Source organism: Ktedonobacter racemifer DSM 44963 (genome assembly GCF_000178855.1).
In the GTDB taxonomy this organism is placed as follows: Bacteria; Chloroflexota; Ktedonobacteria; order Ktedonobacterales; family Ktedonobacteraceae; genus Ktedonobacter; species Ktedonobacter racemifer.
Genome location: NZ_ADVG01000003.1, coordinates 19,541 through 37,918 on the forward strand (window position 1 = coordinate 19,541; position 18,378 = coordinate 37,918).

Below are 18,378 nucleotides of genomic sequence, written 5' to 3' on the forward strand. Positions count from 1 at the left end.
CCCACACGAGAAGTGGCCCGCTTCTCTCAGAAGAAGCCGCGTGTCTCGCCAAGCTTGAAGCACATCATTGCGCATCATTACGCGTTTTGGTATTGTCAACTTACTTACAATTGTAGAGCTTATAGAAGAGAAACAGACCTCAAAGTGGGGATTGTGCCCTGTTTCTTGCCCTTGTTTGTTCGAGAATTATGGCTGATATGGCATCGAAGTGGTGAAAGCTCATCAACAAAAAAATTTAAGTTGACAATACCGGCAGACTTGTTGCGGCATGGGGTTGCTTCAGGCGAGCTTTATTCCGCCGAAGCCGACACGAGAACTGCGGGAACTGACCCGCTACCGCAAGACCCAGGTGCAAGAACGCAATCAAGAGGTCAACCGGCTCCAGAAGGTGCTGGAGGGAGCCAACCTCAAATTGGCAGTCGTAGCGACCGATGTCTTAGGCAAGAGTGGACGCGATATGCTCGACGCCGTGGTAGCCGGAGAGCAGGATGCCGAGACATTGGCTGCCCTGGCCCGCGGACGGCTGCGCGCCAAGCTCTCCGATCTGCGCCTGGCCCTGGACGGACGTGTGCAACCGCACCATCGCTTTCTGCTCCAGCGCATCCTGGCTCATATTGACTTTCTGGACCAGTCCATCGCTCAAGTTGAGCAAGAGATCGAGCAACGTTCGCATCCGTTTGAGGAGGCCGTGGAGTTAGTCGTGACGATTACCGGGTTGCAAGCCACCACTGCCGCTGGGATTCTGGCAGAGATTGGGATAGATATGACACGCTTTCCTTCTGACAAACACCTGGCCTCCTGGGCGGGCGTAGTGCGCTGTATCACGCACTTGAGTATCCCTGGCGCAGCCAGGAGGAACTCGAAAGGAGGTTCTTGGGTCAATGGCTTACCTTGAGTCGAAAGACAACGGGGACAAGAGCATGCCACTGAAAGCGAGAGGAAACCAGAAGACGCTTATGGAACCGTCTCGCAAGACCCGTGCAATATGGTGAGAGCTACACTGCTCAAATTCCAATCCCCAATCGGTGTATGCCCACACCCATCGCTACAGCGTCTAAGAGCGGTGTCGCCTCATGGAGTGAACTCAGATGCCGACACTCCACCTTTCGTGAGGCGAGATGATGGACAGCGAGTCTCTTGAAGGGGATGAGTGGAACACCTACGTTGTGCTCGTACGTACTCAAGTGACGGAATGCAGGATGACCTAAAAGGGGAGACCCTCATGGTTACGGAGCTTGGATAGTACTCGTCGGAGTCACGCCCGATCAGGGAAGCCAGGAGAGCTGGCCACAGGGGGAAGCCAAGCAGGTGCTTGGAGTCTTCCTCTCAGGGAGGTGCGCGAGATGCGCTTCTGCCATAACTGAAGGAAGACTCACTGGAAACAGAGAAGCACTGGAGAGCGCCGTGCCTGGAAACTCGCATGCGGCGTTCGGAGGAGGGCCGGGGGAAAAGGGCTGTTTATGCAGTACCTCGCCCGCGGCCTATCCTACTGCCCAGGCAACAAGCAGAGTGCGGGCAAGCGTCTGAGTGGGAAGGCGACGCAGGGCAATACGTATCTGCGTGCGCTCTTAGGGGAGGCGGCCTGGGCTGCTGCCCGGACCAAAGGCAGCTATCTGTCCGCCTTCTATCAGCGCCTGGCCCGTCGTCGGGGGAAGAAAAAAGCCCTTGTGGCTCTGGAGCACAAGCTGCTAATCATCATCTATCACGTCTTGCGCACCAAGAAACCCTACCAGGACCTGGGAGCGGATTACTTTGATCACTTAGAGAAAAATCGCCTGGAGCGGCACCATATTCGCCGTCTCGAGCAGCTTGGCTACACTGTCACGCTCACCCCAAAGGAGGCTGCTTAACTCGTACTCCCTTGTTTCAACAGCACATGATCCTTTCACCAGGAGCATGAGCACTCCGCTTTTGCCCCTCTGGTTTCCTATGCGTTTCTTTGTCTCCAAGGGAGCCGGAGAATTTTCGGAGGAACTTAGGTAGACTTTATCCAATCGCTAGACAAAAAACGAAAGGCAGAGTAAGCTTCTCTCAAAATTTCTGTCCAAGGAAAAAAGAAGAGATGCTGACGCTGCCTACAAGGATTATACACGTCTTGCGCCATTTTGAAACGGTCTTGAGCGAACGAGTGTGGGAATGGGCCAAGGTGCTCGTGATAGGAGCGATCCTGGCTCCTGGTGAGCGAACCGTTGCCGCCATCTTGAGAGTGATGGGATGCGCGAACGAAAAGCACTACCAGAACTACCATCGGGTGCTCAATCGTGCCACCTGGTCGAGTCGAGAACTCAGTCGCCGCTTGCTGCTGTTGCTGATCCAGCTGTTTTTCCCAGGAAATGAGCCAGTGATCATGGGGATCGATGAAACCATAGAACGCCGACGTGGTCGCAAGATTGCCGCACGAGGCGTCTATCGTGATCCCGTACGTTCGAGCAAGGAGTTTTTCGTAAAAACCAATGGGTTGCGCTGGATCTCGATGATGCTCTTGACTCCCATTCCCTGGGCGCAGAGGGTGTGGGCTTTGCCCTTTTTGACGGTACTGGCTCCATCGGAGCGTTATCACCAACAGCGCAAGCTGCAGCACAAAACGATTACGGATTGGGCCTGGCAAATGATCTTGCAAGTGACGCGCTGGATGCCTGCTCGAAGGCTGGTGGTGGTCGCTGATGGGACGTATGCAGTGCTCTCGTTCTTGCTGAAGGTGAGCCGCTTGCCCCGCGTGAGCGCTATCGCGCGCTTGCGCCTGGATGCCTGTTTGTACGAGCCTCCTGCGGTGCGTGGAGCCGGGAAACGAGGCAGGCATGCCCTCAAAGGCCAAGCCCAGCCCAAGCTTGCTGCGCGCCTCAACGATCCCACGACATCGTGGAAGAAACACATGGTGTCCTGGTATGGGGGGACAAAGCGAGAGATGGAGATCGCGACTGGGACCGCTCTGTGGTATCAATCTCCCATCCCTCCTGTCACGATTCGGTGGGTCCTCATTCGTGATCCAAACGGCCAATATGAGCCAATGGCTTTGCTGTGCACTGATCAACAGGCAGAGGCGGTCCAGATCGTCGAGTGGTTTGTCTTGCGCTGGACGGTCGAGGTCACCTTTCATGAGGTGCGTGCTCATCTGGGTGTGGAGACCCAACGGCAATGGTCGGATCTGGCCATTGTGCGCACCACACCTGCCCTATTGGGCCTCTTTTCGCTTGTGACCCTGTTTGCGCATCAGTTGTTGGGTGGGCAACCATTTCCCATTCGTCAGGCGGCTTGGTATACCAAAGCCTTGCCCACCTTTTCCGATACGCTCGCATTCGTTCGCCAGCATCTCTGGCCCTCCACCTTTTTTTCGGTGTCGTCATATGAAGGCGATACCGTTCAAATTCCACGGGTGTTTTTCGATCACCTCGTGGAGACGCTCGCTTTTGCAGCGTAGTCAGAACGTGTTGTCTAAAAATTTGGATAAAGTCTACCTTAGGTCCAAGAAAGCGAGGAGCGTGTTAACGAGATCTATCAACGCTTGAAAGACGACGGATTTGAAATGAAGCCCCCGGAACGGAGTCATGCCTGGACATTTTATGTTCAAGCGCCAGGCGGGTTCCTGGTCGAGGTTCTGGCCTAGCCTACGGCGTCCAGATCTCTCGGATTTCCAGGAGTGGTTGGTTCTGCCCACACAATCGAGAGAGGATGAATAGCGTGTACAAGCCGAGCTCCTCTGAACACGAAAATGGGATGCGCCTCTTTCCGAGGCTCAAAATGAATTCATATTATAAACGGACCACGGAGCAATAGCCGCGTACGCCAGTAGCGGGCCCGCTACTGGCGTACGCGGCTACTTGAGTCAAAGTGGCGTCTATGTAAGCGCACTCCGCAAAACACGCGCCAGGGCATGCACATCTGCTCGTAGCGCCTCTGGGGTCGCATTTGCGAAACCAAGCACAAGGCCATCACGCTTGAGGGGTTGCATGCTAAATTGCGAGACGGGCAGTATACGCAAGCCTTGTTTTGCAGCCAGTTCGACTACGCTATCGGCGCTTCCCCCCTCCGGCAGCCAGGCAACCAGGTGGATGCCAGCCTCTGGTATTGTAACGTCCAGAATATTGCCCAGCTCCTGGCTCAAGGCCTTCACCAGGGCATCGCGCCGCTCCATGTAGAGTCCACGCATCTTGCGTAGGTAGCGCGCGAAATGCCCCTCGGTAATAAAATCGGTCAAGGCCATCTGCTCCAGCAGCGGCGGGTGTACATCGACGAAGCGGCGGGTGGCGAGAAAGCCCTCCAGCAACTGCGGTGGCACAACCATATATCCCAGGCGCAACGAGGGAAAGAGCACCTTGCTAAAGGTGCCAATATAGATCACGCGCCCCACACGATCAAGGCCATGCAACGCCTCCAGAGGCCGCCCGCTGTAACGATACTCGCTATCATAGTCATCCTCTACGATCCAGCCTTGCGTCTCCCTCGCCCATTCTAGCAACTCCAGGCGCCGGACCAGGCTCATGGTGACCCCTGTAGGAAACTGATGTGAGGGGGTCACTACCGCCAGGCGCGCCTCGCCTTTAAGCCGTCGCCCTGCCGCGACACTGATACCCTGGCGATCCACAGGCACTGGCAGCATAATGGCTCCTGCAGCCATTAACGCACCCCTGGCCCCAAAGTAGCCCGGATCCTCAACCCAGGACTGCTCGCCAGGATCGAGCAATACGCGCGCCACCAGATCTAGCGCGCCCTGTGCTCCGGCTGTGAGTATGATCTGTTCAGGCATACAATGTACACCACGCGTAATGCCGATGTGGGCTGCAATGGCCTCGCGCAAGGGCGCGTAGCCCTGTACATCCCGGTAACGTGCATAAGCTTGCAACGATTGCCGGGCATGTTTCGCTATCAGCCTGGCCCAGATCTCATAGGGAAAGTACGCCACTTCAGGATAACCCACCAGGAACACATCTTTGTCTGGGCTTACCTCTACCACATGTCCCGCTACAAACTCGTCGAGCAGGATTTGACTACGCCGCGCCAGCAAGGCATGCTGTATCGCTGGCGTCCCTTTTCTACCTTGTTTTGACGCCTTTCCGCCCGCCTGCGCCAGTTGCTCCGGCTCTAAGCGAGCTACCCGCGTCCCATCTCCCACCCGGCTCTCCAGATATCCCTCCAGCAATAACTGTTCGTAGGCCAGAGCCGTCGTATTACGCGATACCCCTAGCTGGCTAGCCAGGACACGCGTCGAGGGGAGGCGTGTTCCCGTCTCCAACTGGCCCGCCAGGATTTGCGCCCGCAAGCGCTCATAAAGCTGGCGATAGAGCGGCGCCTGCGCGTTCTGATCAAGTATAATCTCCGGTTTATCCACCGGTTTCGCCCGCTTTGGCATAAGTTACTGTTGCTCCCTTTGCTGAAAGCGCTCAAAAATTTTTTACTCAAAAATGGCACTGCCATAATAATATGAATTGGCTCTTCAAGCAAGTCTATTATTAAGATAGACTACCTCCAGAAAAAAAACAACTACATGAAACACTTGCTAGTTACCCCGATGGCAAGTCAGACGAACGGGGTCAAGGGACTCTGCCCCTTGCTAGTGCTACGTTCCTCAATGACATGAATAAAGCGATGAACCGAGGTCTGGAGTCCAAAGAGAGGTCGACTGTTCGCAGGTCTCGGCTTGTAGAAATGATAGCGCCATTAAGGAATACAGCATTACCCTCTCCTCTGAAAAAGTCCCTCCCCAGTGTCCCAGGTCGGGTGTTATCCTGCCGGAGCCAATGGTTGGAGGGTCACGTGATGTCCTAAACGTTCCAATTGACGAATCAGCCGTTTCTCAGTCATCTCACGATCTCGTTCTTCAAAGAAGGTCTCTCCCTTTTCTTCGTAGGGAACCTCATCTGTGAGGAGATGATAGATAATCACGAGAATACTGTGAGCGACAGCCATGCCAGCCCGCTTTTTTCCACGCCGTGCGGCGATGCGCCGAAATTGAGCAGGCAAATAGCCGTGCTTTTGGCGGGCCACAATATGAGCGGCTTGCAATAAGAGACGCCGCACCCAGGGGTTGTTCTTGCGTCAGATCGTGGAACAGGATGGAGCAGTCGATATTGCTGACGAGTCTCCAAATGACGCGCAAAAAAACCATCCCGCCGAGCCGAGCAAGCTGCTACGCATCTTCACGACGGGAGAGCCAGTCGAAAATCTTACGATGTTCTTGCTGGCTCTCAGCATCTCTCGGGCGCAAGAAAAAAAAGGGAACAAAAAACTTACTGATGTTGAAGCCATCATGGCAGCGCTCGATGCCAAGCGATTTCTGAGTATACTGGAAGCAAGGATGGTAGTAGAGACACAACTCGCCATTCCAACCCGGGGAGAACACACACTGCGCGTAAGGATCTTCCCCAAACACGAGAAAGCAGTCATCTCCAACCTCAGCCCTGCCTTCAAAGATCTCTTGCTTCGACTCTTGGATACCAAGAAGATCGCAATGGGCCTCTATAAGAAGGAGGTGCATCTCATCCGGACGGATTGGCTGGGTGAACTCCTCGCCACGTAACGACTCCCCAGGCTACTGCGTATGGGATCTTGGCCAGAAAAGAAGTGCAAAATCTACAGAGGGACGGAGACATCTCAGATCTCAGGCTCTTGATAATTCCTCAGCCCACGCTTTTTATGCCACAAGCGGCTGACCTCATCGCGATCCAGCCAGATCGCATCCCGCTCCGCCTCGTAGATCCTGTAGAGTTTGACTTTGCACTGGAGTGGATGTGGTGCTATTTTGGAGTGGCAAGGGAGCAGGAGGAACGGAGCGGGGCATATATTCCCTAGTTATTGATGAGTTTGTGGCGTTCTTCTGGGGTACACAAGAAATATCACCCTTCACTTGCTTACTCCAAAACAGCACCACACACTCCAGTGCAAAATCAGCATCACTGCTCCAACTAAGTAAGATTGTCACAAAGGGTCAGTGTTCTCAAAAGAGATGTGTTCACGTGAGAAGACAATCTCTTCCTTTTCAGCGCAGTCTTTCCCATATCCGCATTTTACGAAACGAAATATTGCATTTCGTAACTTTGCGTGGTATGCTCTCATTACGAAATGATGTCTCTCGATATGGGAGGAGAGTTCGGTATGATAACACGTGTTCCTGGCCGCCCTCGCAATCCTGCCGCTGACCGTGCCATTTTGGAAGCCACGCTCCAACTGCTTGATGAGCGTGGCTACAGCGGCCTTGCTCTGACCGAGGTTGCTGAACGGGCAGGGGTAAGCACCGCGACGCTGTATCGGCGCTGGTCCTCGAAAGTTCCGTTGGTCCTCGCTGCAATGCAGACCGCCCTTTTTCCCATCTCCCTTCCTGATACAGGCAATACGCGGCAGGATCTCATTATGTTCCTGCAAGAGCGCATTGAGGCCACGCAACGGCCTCTGGTGAGCAAAGTCCTGCCCGCATTGGCTGCGGAAGGAGCAGGGAATCCAGCGTTCGTCGAACAGTTTCGCCAGTTGCAAGCTCCCATCCGTCAGATGGCATTCAGGCTGTTTGAGCGGGGAATTGCTCGTGGCGATCTGCCCGCTTCGCTTGACCAGGATCTCACCCTCGATCTGTTGTTGGGGCCGCTTGTCAGTCGACAGTTGATCAACATTCCCAGGCTCGATCCTGCTCTTGCCCCAACGATTGTCGATGCCGTCCTCTATGGAGTGGCTCGCAGATAAGGAGGAGAGAAGCTCCATGCCTTTTCCGCTCCTTGCGAAGAAAACTCTGTCTGCGAGCGCTCCTTCATTCAAACGAAGTATGAAAGGACAACAACATGTCAGAAACTTCCTTGAAGAGCCAGACAGCATTCATCGTGATGGATATTCAGCGTGCGGCTCTCTCATATACCGGCGAAGATCCCGCGTTTCTCAAGCGGCTGAGCAATGCGCTTGCCTCTGCGAGAAAGGCAGGCATACGCGTGATCCATGTGACGGTTCGTTTCCGAGCTGGATATCCAGAAATCAGTCCGCACAATCGCCTCTTCTCCAGGAGTCTTGCAGCGGGATTCCTGCCATCGACAGATCTGGATATTCATCCTGCCGTCGCTCCACAACCTGGCGAGGTGATAGTGACCAAGCTACGAGCCAGCGCGTTCAGCGGGAGCGATTTGGAGATCATCCTGCGGTCTCAAGCTATCAGTCACCTAGTCCTATGCGGGATCGCAACGAGCGGTGTAGTGCTCTCGACGCTGTTGGAAGCAGCGGATAAGGATTACGAACTCACGGTGCTCTCCGACTGCTGTGCGGATGCAGAGGAAGACGTTCAGCGAGTCCTCATGACCAACATCTTTCTCCGGTATGCGGAGGTGATCACAGCGGAAATCTGGGATAACCAGATGAGCGAAGGCGATTACTGATCTATCACAGAGAGAAAAAGGAAAAGAGAAGAAAGAATGAACCCAGAAACGAACAAGATTGTTGTGAGACGCTATATGGAGATGTGGAATACGGGGAATGTGATACTGGCTGATGAAGTGCTTGCTCCTACCTGGGTAGATCACGCGCATCCAGAGGTGCGAAGCCCTGAAGGTGTGAAACAAGCAGTGCTCAAGATTCGAGCAGCCTTTCCTGACTTCCGTATCACCATCGAGAACATGGTAAGCGAAGGGGACCTGGTTGCGCTGCGCGGCACTGTCCGAACAGAAATCGTCTCACGAGTCATGTGGTTTGTGCGTCTCGACGATGGGAAGATGCGAGAAATGTGGACTGGTTCTGAGATATCGCAGGAAGTCCTCTCGTTTAGCGCGAAGGGCTGAGAGCCAAACGAGGATATGCGCGTGGTCGCTCTGTATGGGAACTCACATCTGTCAAGCAATCATACAAAATCGAAGCCTGGCGGGCTCCGATTTTGTATGGGGGTGAGTTATGTCTTCGAGAGGACAAAAAGGGGCTGACGTCTATGAAAACCTCCCACTCCCGTTACCCCGTGAGATTGAGTCAAGAGCAACGCCGATGGTTAGAAATGATGATGCATACCAGCACGACTCCGGCTAAACACTACGTCGTGGCGCGGGTGCTCCTGATGAGCGATCAATGGCAAGGAAAACCCGGTCACACTGATGGGCAGATTGCCGAGGCGCTCTCCATCAGTCGCCGCACGGTGATTCGCGTCAAACAGCGCTTTGTGCAAGGGAGCCTGGAAGTGGCTCTCACCGGAAGCTTTCCGCGCGAACACCCCGAGCGGCGGTGCCTAGATGGCAAAGGAGAGGCACAATTGATCGCCCTGGCGTGTAGCAAGGCTCCTGACGGACACCAGCGCTGGACGGTGCGATTGCTGGCTGATCGCATGGCGCAACTGGAGTATGTGGAACACATCGGCCCGGAAACAGTGAGAACGACGCTCAAAAAAACGAGCTGAAGCCGTGGCTGAAAAAATCGTGGTGTTTTCCCAAAGAGGCGGACGGCGACTTTGTCTATCATATGGAGGATGTGCTGGATGTCTATTGCCAGCCCTACGATCCCTCGGTTCCCCACATCTGCATGGATGAGATGGGTAAAAATCTGGTCAAAGGCAAATATCCCCCTGAGCCAGCCAAACCGGGGCAGGTCGCCCGCGAAGACTACACCTACGAAAAACAGGGAAGTGCCAACCTCTTCATTGCCTATGAGCCACTGGCGGGCAAACGCTGCCTGAAAGTCACTGAGCACCGAACCAAGAAGGATTGGGCGCTGTTCATGCAAGAGATTCTGGAAAAACAGTATCCCGAAGCAAAGAAAGTCGTCCTGGTGCTGGACAATCTCAACACGCACACCCCCGCTTCTTTTTACGAGCTCCTCCCACCAGAACAGGCCAAAGCGCTGGCAGATCGTCTGGAAATTCACTACACACCCAAGCATGCGAGCTGGCTCAACATTGCCGAGATCGAATTCTCCGTGCTGGCGCGGCAGGGTCTGGCGCACAACATCGCGACCATCGAGGAACTGTGTCAACAAGTGCAAAGTTGGCAGGAGCACCGCAACCAGCGCGTGGGTATCATCAACTGGCAATTTCGGACAGCAGATGCGCGCCTCAAACTCAAGCGGCTCTATCCCGTTCAATCACCTATTGGTCAGCCTTCGGAGACTATTATGTGACAGAGTGAGAGAGTTGAAGCAATCACTCCAGTGCAAAGTCACATCTACTCCAGTGCAAAAACAAAATCTACAACAATTTCTGGCCCAGCAGACTCGCACGCAGCTGCTCAATACTCCTCCTGCGGAACGGCTCCTCAGGAGGAAGACTGAGCACACGATGACACTGTCGCTCACGCGCATACATCGCCTGCAATGTCGCATCGATGATTTCCTGGTGCTTTGGGGTCATCTCAGCTCCTCGCGCCGTCACCAGCTCCAGGCGATTCCTGGCTTCTCTGGGGACGTTCTTTCCTGCTCCCTCGCATTTCGGAGACACACACTACACCCCCTACGGTTCACACCCGCTCTGCAAGCCGTCACAGACGTGTCTTTTCCTGTCTGGGACGTGCCCCCACCTTCCATCGTAGGCGCGTCCAGAAAACACATCCTCTTGCAGGCCCTTTGTGTCCACGGGCACCATCCTTCCCGCTGGAGCACCAACGAATGCGAACACCACCTGCGGACAAGAACGCGCCTGCGGGTCCACAACCAAGAACAACCAGGCCTCAGCGCCTGAAGGTACAAGAACGCTCCTGTCTGTTCTTCTTATTGAAACGTTTTGAAGACCTCGCTTGCTCGTAAATGGCCCCCCTTATTATAGCTATGAATGGCTCTTTTAACAGTTCCATTGTCGTAGTATACTGCTGCCATCAAGATGTTGTGTGTAAGTGCGAAGAGTTGACAGATTTTAGGGGTCTTGGTCACTTTCGGTGTTTAAACACAGCAAGAGATTGCTCCAGAAAGCCCGGAAGCCTTTTCCCTCGTGTCTGTTGATGAGCTTAAACACCGAAAGTGACCAAGACCCCTAAAACCTGATCACTCGTCACCTTATTTACCAAGCCTTGCTTAAGGAAAACAGGCGCTGAAAAAACCTGAGATCCTTTTACTTCCTAACAAAAATTCATTGATGGAGACCCCTATGCTCGATTTTAGTGCAGTGACAAGCGGCTCTCAGACCCTGGCAGACATAGCCGCTGGTCTGACAAAGACCGATCTTTATCAGCTTACCGATGAAACGATCAATGTAATGCAAGAGATCATTACTGATACAGTTGATGCGGACGTGACATTCGTGCCGCTAGATCCCCAGGCGAACGATACCTTTGGGAATTCTGAAGAGGCCGCCCTGGCGTGGACCCTGGGCCACGTGGTGGTTCACGCCACCGCTTCATCCGAAGAGGCCGCCGCCCTGGCTCTCGTGCTGGCCCGTGGTCTGCAGGTTGAGGGTCGTTCACGTTACGAGACTCCCTGGGAGAGCGTGACAAGTATCGCTCAGGTGCGCCAGCGTCTTGAGGAGAGCCGTCGTATGCGTAAAGCTATGCTCGACGCGTGGCCTGACGAGCCTCACCTGGATACTATAATGACATATTCATTCTTCCCGCAAGCTGGCGAACTCAATGCCATTGGCCGCTTTATCCTGGGTTTATACCACGATGCATCTCATCTGGATCAAATGCGTGAAATAGTGCACCAGGCAAGCGCGTCTCGTGTGTGACATTGTTGTGATGGGGCGGCTAAAGTCGCTCCATAGCTCTGCAAAAATGCTAACGCCAAAACAAAAGTACAGTGTGCTGGCTATTTAGCATATCCGTTCCAAAATCTCTGACTCATGCCAAGAAACGAGAGGCAGAAAAAGCACGGAAAGGGTTTATCTCAAGTGGATACACCCCATCGTCAGCACGCCAGACCTCTGCGATGAGGCAAGAGGACTTGTTCTCTTTGCTCAATGAAGCAAAGGGTCAGACTGCACAGAAACACATTCGTACATCTTCTCTTTTCTCTGGCTTTTGGCTATTTAGGCGGCCCTCCGGTAGTCATGGTGTAACCTACCCAACATGGGAATGGCGATCACCCGGCTTGGGGGCTTCAGAAGAGAAGCAGACGGAACCGATGGTACCGGAATGCGTTGCCCCAGCCCTTGATGGGGTCGAGCCTGGTTGAAGTAGACCGTATAGGCATTGAGGAGCCGATGGAGTTGCTTCTCATGGAAGATCAGGGAATGATCCAAGCATTCTCGCCTCACACTTCCCAGAAAGCGTTCACACACAGCATTGGCACGCGGCGTTCGGTATGGTGTGCGAAGCACCTTGATCCCACTCGTTGCGGCCACGCGAGCAAAATTCGGCCCGAATTTGCGATCATTATCCCTGATCAGATACTTGGGTGTTTGCCCATACGGAGTCGCTTCGCGCAGTTGTTGCGCGACCCAGGGATCGGTCGGCGATCGCGTCACGTTCACATGGATCACCTGGCGCGACTGGAGTTCGATGATGAAAAAAGCAAAAAGTGGGCGGAAGAAGAGATCAGTCACCTGTAAGAAATCACAGGCCCACACGCCTGCCGCGTGATTGCGCAAGAACGTTTTCCAACTCTGCCCATTCGGTCGTCTCCGGCGAATGGGCCTCATATATTTCTGGATAGTTCGTTTGCTCACGCGAATATCCAACTTGAGCAGTTCTCCCCGAATACGCTCCGCGCCCCAAAGTCGATTCTTCGCGGCCATTTCCTTGATCAAGCAGATCGTCTCAGGTGAGAGCTTCGACTTTCTCGCGCATGCCTTCGTTTTGCGCTTCCAGAACAGACGGAAGAGTTCACGATGCCAGCGCAGGAGCGTCTCTGGCTGGACCAGGAAGAGTGACTGTTTCCAGGTTCGGGCCATCCTGGCAAGAAGCACCAGGAGAAGCCGGTCCGTCTTCCGGTAGGTCGGTCGCTTGACCTGTCGACGGAGAATGATCAGTTGCTGCCGTAAGAGCGCATTTTCCGCCAGCAGTTCCAATTTCCCTTTAGTCAGATCGGCAAGCGTACCGGGCACAAGGGAGGTTGCCGATGGTTTGACCCAACAGAGAACGCGTTCGAGAAATGTTTGGAAGTTGAAAGACAGGCATCGCTTGACCGAGGAAAATACCCACCACACAAATAGAACCTCTTCTTTGTAAAAATGGCATATGGTTGGAGTGCATACACAGAATGGGCAGTGTTGATTGTACACGCATCTCACGTGCTTGGCAAGAAAGCTCATTTCATTGTTCATAACAGGCTGATTTCCCGAACAGATGTCCCAAGTAGCCAGCACAAGGATGATGCGAGGATTAATGCGCGTGGGAGACGCCTGTTCCCCCGCTATCGAGCAATGAGCTTGCATTTGTGACATAGGAAAACTCTTTCTTCTTCTATGAAAAACTACTTTATGCAGGAGATCTTGTAGGGCCCATGCTAACATGGCCTTATTCGCGCCGTGAGAACGTATCGCCCGGCGAAGAGAGTTCATGCAAGCATGGACCCTATAACGCGCCGTTTGGCGTGCATATTGCCTACTTTTCCAGATCCTTCAGGTATTGATGTTTATCAATCTGATGTCTCTGCCACTCGCGCTGACCCAGTTCGTTGAGCTGCTGAAACTCTTCATCGCTGAGTTCAATGTTGGTAGCTGCTATATTCTCCTCCAGGTGCTTCAGCTGGCTGGTGCCAGGGATTGGCAACATGATGGGGCTACGCTTCAGTATCCATGCGAGGGCGATACCACTGGGAGTCGTATGTTTCTCTTTCGCGAGAGCATCGAGTGGGGAGCCTGGCTGTGTCATGCTCCCCGCAGCCAGCGGAAACCAGGGAATAAACCCGATATTGGCGCGTTGGCAATACTCAAGCACATCCTCGCTCTGGCACATCACTAGATTGTAGAGATTCTGGACCGTTACAACCTGGAAGAACTTCTGCGCGGCTTCAATTTGCTCAACCGTGACCTCGCTAATCCCTCTTTTGTCAGAGAGGGAGAGACAGCCAGTGAGGTATGGAGAGCACCACCCTCTGCAAGCCAAGGACTCTTCAACGTCCCTGCCCAAAAACACGGTGCTCTGTTTTGAGCACCTACCATCTCTGACAGAAGAGGGTAATGCTGTATTCCTTAATGGCGCTATCATTTCTACAAGCCGAGACCTGCGAACAGTCGACCTCTCTTTGGACTCCAGACCTCGGTTCATCGCTTTATCCATGTCATTGAGGAACGTAGCACTAGCAAGGGGCAGAGTCCCTTGACCCCGTTCGTCTGACTTGCCATCGGGGTAACTAGCAAGTGTTTCATGTAGTTGTTTTCTTTCTGGAGGTAGTCTATCTTAATAATAGACTTGCTTGAAGAGCCAATTTATATTATTATGGCAGTGCCATTTTTGAGTAAAAAATTTTTGAGCGCTTTCAGCAAAGGGAGCAACAGTAACTTATGCCAAAGCGGGCGAAACCGGTGGATAAACCGGAGATTATACTTGATCAGAACGCGCAGGCGCCGCTCTATCGCCAGCTTTATGAGCGCTTGCGGGCGCAAATCCTGGCGGGCCAGTTGGAGACGGGAACACGCCTCCCCTCGACGCGTGTCCTGGCTAGCCAGCTAGGGGTATCGCGTAATACGACGGCTCTGGCCTACGAACAGTTATTGCTGGAGGGATATCTGGAGAGCCGGGTGGGAGATGGGACGCGGGTAGCTCGCTTAGAGCCGGAGCAACTGGCGCAGGCGGGCGGAAAGGCGTCAAAACAAGGTAGAAAAGGGACGCCAGCGATACAGCATGCCTTGCTGGCGCGGCGTAGTCAAATCCTGCTCGACGAGTTTGTAGCGGGACATGTGGTAGAGGTAAGCCCAGACAAAGATGTGTTCCTGGTGGGTTATCCTGAAGTGGCGTACTTTCCCTATGAGATCTGGGCCAGGCTGATAGCGAAACATGCCCGGCAATCGTTGCAAGCTTATGCACGTTACCGGGATGTACAGGGCTACGCGCCCTTGCGCGAGGCCATTGCAGCCCACATCGGCATTACGCGTGGTGTACATTGTATGCCTGAACAGATCATACTCACAGCCGGAGCACAGGGCGCGCTAGATCTGGTGGCGCGCGTATTGCTCGATCCTGGCGAGCAGTCCTGGGTTGAGGATCCGGGCTACTTTGGGGCCAGGGGTGCGTTAATGGCTGCAGGAGCCATTATGCTGCCAGTGCCTGTGGATCGCCAGGGTATCAGTGTCGCGGCAGGGCGACGGCTTAAAGGCGAGGCGCGCCTGGCGGTAGTGACCCCCTCACATCAGTTTCCTACAGGGGTCACCATGAGCCTGGTCCGGCGCCTGGAGTTGCTAGAATGGGCGAGGGAGACGCAAGGCTGGATCGTAGAGGATGACTATGATAGCGAGTATCGTTACAGCGGGCGGCCTCTGGAGGCGTTGCATGGCCTTGATCGTGTGGGGCGCGTGATCTATATTGGCACCTTTAGCAAGGTGCTCTTTCCCTCGTTGCGCCTGGGATATATGGTTGTGCCACCGCAGTTGCTGGAGGGCTTTCTCGCCACCCGCCGCTTCGTCGATGTACACCCGCCGCTGCTGGAGCAGATGGCCTTGACCGATTTTATTACCGAGGGGCATTTCGCGCGCTACCTACGCAAGATGCGTGGACTCTACATGGAGCGGCGCGATGCCCTGGTGAAGGCCTTGAGCCAGGAGCTGGGCAATATTCTGGACGTTACAATACCAGAGGCTGGCATCCACCTGGTTGCCTGGCTGCCGGAGGGGGGAAGCGCCGATAGCGTAGTCGAACTGGCTGCAAAACAAGGCTTGCGTATACTGCCCGTCTCGCAATTTAGCATGCAACCCCTCAAGCGTGATGGCCTTGTGCTTGGTTTCGCAAATGCGACCCCAGAGGCGCTACGAGCAGATGTGCATGCCCTGGCGCGTGTTTTGCGGAGTGCGCTTACATAGACGCCACTTTGACTCAAGTAGCCGCGTACGCCAGTAGCGGGCCCGCTACTGGCGTACGCGGCTATTGCTCCGTGGTCCGTTTATAATATGAATTCATTTTGAGCCTCGGAAAGAGGCGCATCCCATTTTCGTGTTCAGAGGAGCTCGGCTTGTACACGCTATTCATCCTCTCTCGATTGTGTGGGCAGAACCAACCACTCCTGGAAATCCGAGAGATCTGGACGCCGTAGGCTAGGCCAGAACCTCGACCAGGAACCCGCCTGGCGCTTGAACATAAAATGTCCAGGCATGACTCCGTTCCGGGGGCTTCATTTCAAATCCGTCGTCTTTCAAGCGTTGATAGATCTCGTTAACACGCTCCTCGCTTTCTTGGACCTAAGTTCCTCCGAAAATTCTCCGGCTCCCTTGGAGACAAAGAAACGCATAGGAAACCAGAGGGGCAAAAGCGGAGTGCTCATGCTCCTGGTGAAAGGATCATGTGCTGTTGAAACAAGGGAGTACGAGTTAAGCAGCCTCCTTTGGGGTGAGCGTGACAGTGTAGCCAAGCTGCTCGAGACGGCGAATATGGTGCCGCTCCAGGCGATTTTTCTCTAAGTGATCAAAGTAATCCGCTCCCAGGTCCTGGTAGGGTTTCTTGGTGCGCAAGACGTGATAGATGATGATTAGCAGCTTGTGCTCCAGAGCCACAAGGGCTTTTTTCTTCCCCCGACGACGGGCCAGGCGCTGATAGAAGGCGGACAGATAGCTGCCTTTGGTCCGGGCAGCAGCCCAGGCCGCCTCCCCTAAGAGCGCACGCAGATACGTATTGCCCTGCGTCGCCTTCCCACTCAGACGCTTGCCCGCACTCTGCTTGTTGCCTGGGCAGTAGGATAGGCCGCGGGCGAGGTACTGCATAAACAGCCCTTTTCCCCCGGCCCTCCTCCGAACGCCGCATGCGAGTTTCCAGGCACGGCGCTCTCCAGTGCTTCTCTGTTTCCAGTGAGTCTTCCTTCAGTTATGGCAGAAGCGCATCTCGCGCACCTCCCTGAGAGGAAGACTCCAAGCACCTGCTTGGCTTCCCCCTGTGGCCAGCTCTCCTGGCTTCCCTGATCGGGCGTGACTCCGACGAGTACTATCCAAGCTCCGTAACCATGAGGGTCTCCCCTTTTAGGTCATCCTGCATTCCGTCACTTGAGTACGTACGAGCACAACGTAGGTGTTCCACTCATCCCCTTCAAGAGACTCGCTGTCCATCATCTCGCCTCACGAAAGGTGGAGTGTCGGCATCTGAGTTCACTCCATGAGGCGACACCGCTCTTAGACGCTGTAGCGATGGGTGTGGGCATACACCGATTGGGGATTGGAATTTGAGCAGTGTAGCTCTCACCATATTGCACGGGTCTTGCGAGACGGTTCCATAAGCGTCTTCTGGTTTCCTCTCGCTTTCAGTGGCATGCTCTTGTCCCCGTTGTCTTTCGACTCAAGGTAAGCCATTGACCCAAGAACCTCCTTTCGAGTTCCTCCTGGCTGCGCCAGGGATACTCAAGTGCGTGATACAGCGCACTACGCCCGCCCAGGAGGCCAGGTGTTTGTCAGAAGGAAAGCGTGTCATATCTATCCCAATCTCTGCCAGAATCCCAGCGGCAGTGGTGGCTTGCAACCCGGTAATCGTCACGACTAACTCCACGGCCTCCTCAAACGGATGCGAACGTTGCTCGATCTCTTGCTCAACTTGAGCGATGGACTGGTCCAGAAAGTCAATATGAGCCAGGATGCGCTGGAGCAGAAAGCGATGGTGCGGTTGCACACGTCCGTCCAGGGCCAGGCGCAGATCGGAGAGCTTGGCGCGCAGCCGTCCGCGGGCCAGGGCAGCCAATGTCTCGGCATCCTGCTCTCCGGCTACCACGGCGTCGAGCATATCGCGTCCACTCTTGCCTAAGACATCGGTCGCTACGACTGCCAATTTGAGGTTGGCTCCCTCCAGCACCTTCTGGAGCCGGTTGACCTCTTGATTGCGTTCTTGCACCTGGGTCTTGCGGTAGCGGGTCAGTTCCCGCAGTTCTCGTGTCGGCTTCGGCGGAATAAAGCTCGCCTGAAGCAACCCATGCCGCAACAAGTCTGCCAGCCATTCACTGTCCTTTACGTCTGTCTTTCGTCCCGGCACAGCCTTCATATGCTGAGCATTGACCAGGATGATCTCTCGTCCTTCTTCCAACAGGTTAAAAATCGGATGCCAAAACACACCCGTGCTTTCCATGGCGACGACGGTTACCCCTTGCTCCTGTAGCCAATCGTCGAGTCGGAGCAGATCACTGGTCATGGTCGTAAAGGTACGCGTCTCTTTCTGGAGATGCCCATTGGCTTGTGTGATCGCGATGGTAGTCACAGCCGTCTTCTGATGGGCGTCGATGGCAGCACAGCGTTCATAGACCACCTGCATAACACACCTCCTCGTGATGAATTTACTTTCTACTGTGGGTGGTGAAGCTGGGTGCGAAAAAACGGACAAGGTTCCTCCACGTGCTCATGGCAACAGTCATTCCTGCTGGATGCACCCCGGTCAGCTTTTGGCT

17 protein-coding genes and 2 pseudogenes are annotated in these 18,378 nt (G+C 54.4%); 11 read left to right on the forward strand and 8 right to left on the reverse strand.

All coding sequences use genetic code 11. The annotated features are described in order from the left end of the window. The first annotated feature begins 268 nt into the window (after nucleotides 1–268). From KRAC_RS29040 to KRAC_RS79730, 4 genes and pseudogenes are all read left to right on the forward strand, one after another. A complete protein-coding gene (locus tag KRAC_RS29040; protein WP_052568670.1) occupies nucleotides 269–895 on the forward strand; it encodes a transposase in 627 nt (208 codons plus the stop codon). A gap of 565 nt (nucleotides 896–1,460) precedes the next feature. Then, the gene (locus tag KRAC_RS29045; protein WP_007913556.1) at nucleotides 1,461–1,850 is read left to right on the forward strand and encodes a transposase; all 390 of its coding nucleotides are present in this window, start codon (nucleotides 1,461–1,463) and stop codon (nucleotides 1,848–1,850) included. Between the two features lie 212 nt (nucleotides 1,851–2,062). Continuing rightward, nucleotides 2,063–3,418 carry an IS701 family transposase gene (locus tag KRAC_RS29050; protein ID WP_007913526.1) on the forward strand — a complete coding sequence of 452 codons (1,356 nt, stop codon included), beginning with the start codon at nucleotides 2,063–2,065 and terminating at the stop codon, nucleotides 3,416–3,418. Between the two features lie 42 nt (nucleotides 3,419–3,460). Beyond that, nucleotides 3,461–3,604 (forward strand): annotated as a pseudogene (locus tag KRAC_RS79730) (VOC family protein); the annotation flags it as partial. Nucleotides 3,605–3,835: 231 nt separating this feature from the next. On the opposite strand, the gene pdxR (KRAC_RS29055) reads toward KRAC_RS79730, so the two are convergent. Continuing rightward, on the reverse strand, nucleotides 3,836–5,347 hold the full coding sequence (gene pdxR, locus KRAC_RS29055; protein ID WP_007913527.1) for a MocR-like pyridoxine biosynthesis transcription factor PdxR: 1,512 nt from the start codon (nucleotides 5,345–5,347) through the stop codon (nucleotides 3,836–3,838). Between the two features lie 371 nt (nucleotides 5,348–5,718). Further along, nucleotides 5,719–6,015 carry a hypothetical protein gene (locus KRAC_RS29060; RefSeq protein ID WP_040445282.1) on the reverse strand — a complete coding sequence of 99 codons (297 nt, stop codon included), beginning with the start codon at nucleotides 6,013–6,015 and terminating at the stop codon, nucleotides 5,719–5,721. 13 nt (nucleotides 6,016–6,028) lie between these two features. Here KRAC_RS29060 and KRAC_RS29065 point away from each other — a divergent pair, with 13 nt between their 5' ends. The 5 genes from KRAC_RS29065 (at nucleotide 6,029) to KRAC_RS69300 (ending at nucleotide 10,062) form a co-directional block, all read left to right on the forward strand. Beyond that, nucleotides 6,029–6,514 carry a hypothetical protein gene (locus KRAC_RS29065; protein WP_007913528.1) on the forward strand — a complete coding sequence of 162 codons (486 nt, stop codon included), beginning with the start codon at nucleotides 6,029–6,031 and terminating at the stop codon, nucleotides 6,512–6,514. Between the two features lie 575 nt (nucleotides 6,515–7,089). Then, on the forward strand, nucleotides 7,090–7,668 hold the full coding sequence (locus KRAC_RS78460; protein ID WP_007913533.1) for a TetR/AcrR family transcriptional regulator: 579 nt from the start codon (nucleotides 7,090–7,092) through the stop codon (nucleotides 7,666–7,668). Between the two features lie 95 nt (nucleotides 7,669–7,763). Next, nucleotides 7,764–8,345, forward strand: a complete 582-nt coding sequence (locus KRAC_RS29080; RefSeq protein ID WP_007913534.1) for a cysteine hydrolase family protein — start codon at nucleotides 7,764–7,766, stop codon at nucleotides 8,343–8,345. 36 nt (nucleotides 8,346–8,381) lie between these two features. Next, nucleotides 8,382–8,744: an ester cyclase gene (locus tag KRAC_RS29085; RefSeq protein WP_007913535.1), complete on the forward strand. Its 363-nt coding sequence runs from the start codon at nucleotides 8,382–8,384 to the stop codon at nucleotides 8,742–8,744. 143 nt (nucleotides 8,745–8,887) lie between these two features. Next, nucleotides 8,888–10,062, forward strand: a protein-coding gene (locus tag KRAC_RS69300) for an IS630 family transposase (RefSeq protein WP_085954422.1) whose coding sequence is annotated in 2 segments (ribosomal slippage) — nucleotides 8,888–9,341 and nucleotides 9,341–10,062 — 1,176 coding nt in all. Because the reading frame shifts where the segments join, the coding sequence is not laid out codon by codon here. A gap of 67 nt (nucleotides 10,063–10,129) precedes the next feature. Here the strand turns inward: KRAC_RS69300 and KRAC_RS71770 are convergent. Next, on the reverse strand, nucleotides 10,130–10,378 hold the full coding sequence (locus KRAC_RS71770) for a hypothetical protein (RefSeq protein WP_157507314.1): 249 nt from the start codon (nucleotides 10,376–10,378) through the stop codon (nucleotides 10,130–10,132). 642 nt (nucleotides 10,379–11,020) lie between these two features. On the opposite strand from KRAC_RS71770, the gene KRAC_RS29100 reads away from it, so the two are divergent. After that, on the forward strand, nucleotides 11,021–11,596 hold the full coding sequence (locus KRAC_RS29100) for a DinB family protein (protein WP_007913552.1): 576 nt from the start codon (nucleotides 11,021–11,023) through the stop codon (nucleotides 11,594–11,596). Between the two features lie 300 nt (nucleotides 11,597–11,896). On the opposite strand, the gene KRAC_RS29105 is transcribed toward KRAC_RS29100, so the two are convergent. Then, entirely contained in the window at nucleotides 11,897–13,015 is a 1,119-nt protein-coding gene (locus KRAC_RS29105) for an integrase core domain-containing protein (protein WP_052568671.1), read from the reverse strand. 397 nt (nucleotides 13,016–13,412) lie between these two features. Next, nucleotides 13,413–13,916 (reverse strand): aldo/keto reductase, encoded by a 504-nt coding sequence (locus tag KRAC_RS29110; protein ID WP_244422321.1) that lies wholly within the window; start codon nucleotides 13,914–13,916, stop codon nucleotides 13,413–13,415. A 398-nt stretch (nucleotides 13,917–14,314) separates the two neighbouring features. On the opposite strand from KRAC_RS29110, the gene pdxR (KRAC_RS29115) reads away from it, so the two are divergent. Then, entirely contained in the window at nucleotides 14,315–15,826 is a 1,512-nt protein-coding gene (gene pdxR / locus KRAC_RS29115) for a MocR-like pyridoxine biosynthesis transcription factor PdxR (RefSeq protein ID WP_007913527.1), read from the forward strand. A gap of 231 nt (nucleotides 15,827–16,057) precedes the next feature. Here pdxR (KRAC_RS29115) and KRAC_RS79735 read toward each other — a convergent pair. The 3 genes and pseudogenes from KRAC_RS79735 to KRAC_RS29125 form a co-directional block, all read right to left on the reverse strand. Continuing rightward, nucleotides 16,058–16,201, reverse strand: a pseudogene (locus tag KRAC_RS79735) (VOC family protein); the annotation flags it as partial. A 129-nt stretch (nucleotides 16,202–16,330) separates the two neighbouring features. Then, the gene (locus KRAC_RS29120; RefSeq protein ID WP_007913556.1) at nucleotides 16,331–16,720 is read right to left on the reverse strand and encodes a transposase; all 390 of its coding nucleotides are present in this window, start codon (nucleotides 16,718–16,720) and stop codon (nucleotides 16,331–16,333) included. A gap of 565 nt (nucleotides 16,721–17,285) precedes the next feature. Next, a complete protein-coding gene (locus KRAC_RS29125) occupies nucleotides 17,286–18,245 on the reverse strand; it encodes an IS110 family RNA-guided transposase (RefSeq protein WP_052568672.1) in 960 nt (319 codons plus the stop codon). Nucleotides 18,246–18,378 lie beyond the last annotated feature (133 nt).

Excerpts from the sequence above, each read along its gene's own strand:
- KRAC_RS29100 (WP_007913552.1), top strand. The coding sequence starts at position 11,021 with ATGCTCGATTTTAGTGCAGTGACAAGCGGCTCTCAGACCCTGGCAGAC.
- KRAC_RS29040 (WP_052568670.1), top strand. The coding sequence starts at position 269 with ATGGGGTTGCTTCAGGCGAGCTTTATTCCGCCGAAGCCGACACGAGAA.
- pdxR (WP_007913527.1), bottom strand. The coding sequence starts at position 5,347 with ATGCCAAAGCGGGCGAAACCGGTGGATAAACCGGAGATTATACTTGAT.
- KRAC_RS29050 (WP_007913526.1), top strand. The coding sequence starts at position 2,063 with ATGCTGACGCTGCCTACAAGGATTATACACGTCTTGCGCCATTTTGAA.
- KRAC_RS29045 (WP_007913556.1), top strand. The coding sequence starts at position 1,461 with ATGCAGTACCTCGCCCGCGGCCTATCCTACTGCCCAGGCAACAAGCAG.
- KRAC_RS29080 (WP_007913534.1), top strand. The coding sequence starts at position 7,764 with ATGTCAGAAACTTCCTTGAAGAGCCAGACAGCATTCATCGTGATGGAT.
- KRAC_RS78460 (WP_007913533.1), top strand. The coding sequence starts at position 7,090 with ATGATAACACGTGTTCCTGGCCGCCCTCGCAATCCTGCCGCTGACCGT.
- KRAC_RS29085 (WP_007913535.1), top strand. The coding sequence starts at position 8,382 with ATGAACCCAGAAACGAACAAGATTGTTGTGAGACGCTATATGGAGATG.
- KRAC_RS29120 (WP_007913556.1), bottom strand. The coding sequence starts at position 16,720 with ATGCAGTACCTCGCCCGCGGCCTATCCTACTGCCCAGGCAACAAGCAG.
- pdxR (WP_007913527.1), top strand. The coding sequence starts at position 14,315 with ATGCCAAAGCGGGCGAAACCGGTGGATAAACCGGAGATTATACTTGAT.
- KRAC_RS29125 (WP_052568672.1), bottom strand. The coding sequence starts at position 18,245 with ATGCAGGTGGTCTATGAACGCTGTGCTGCCATCGACGCCCATCAGAAG.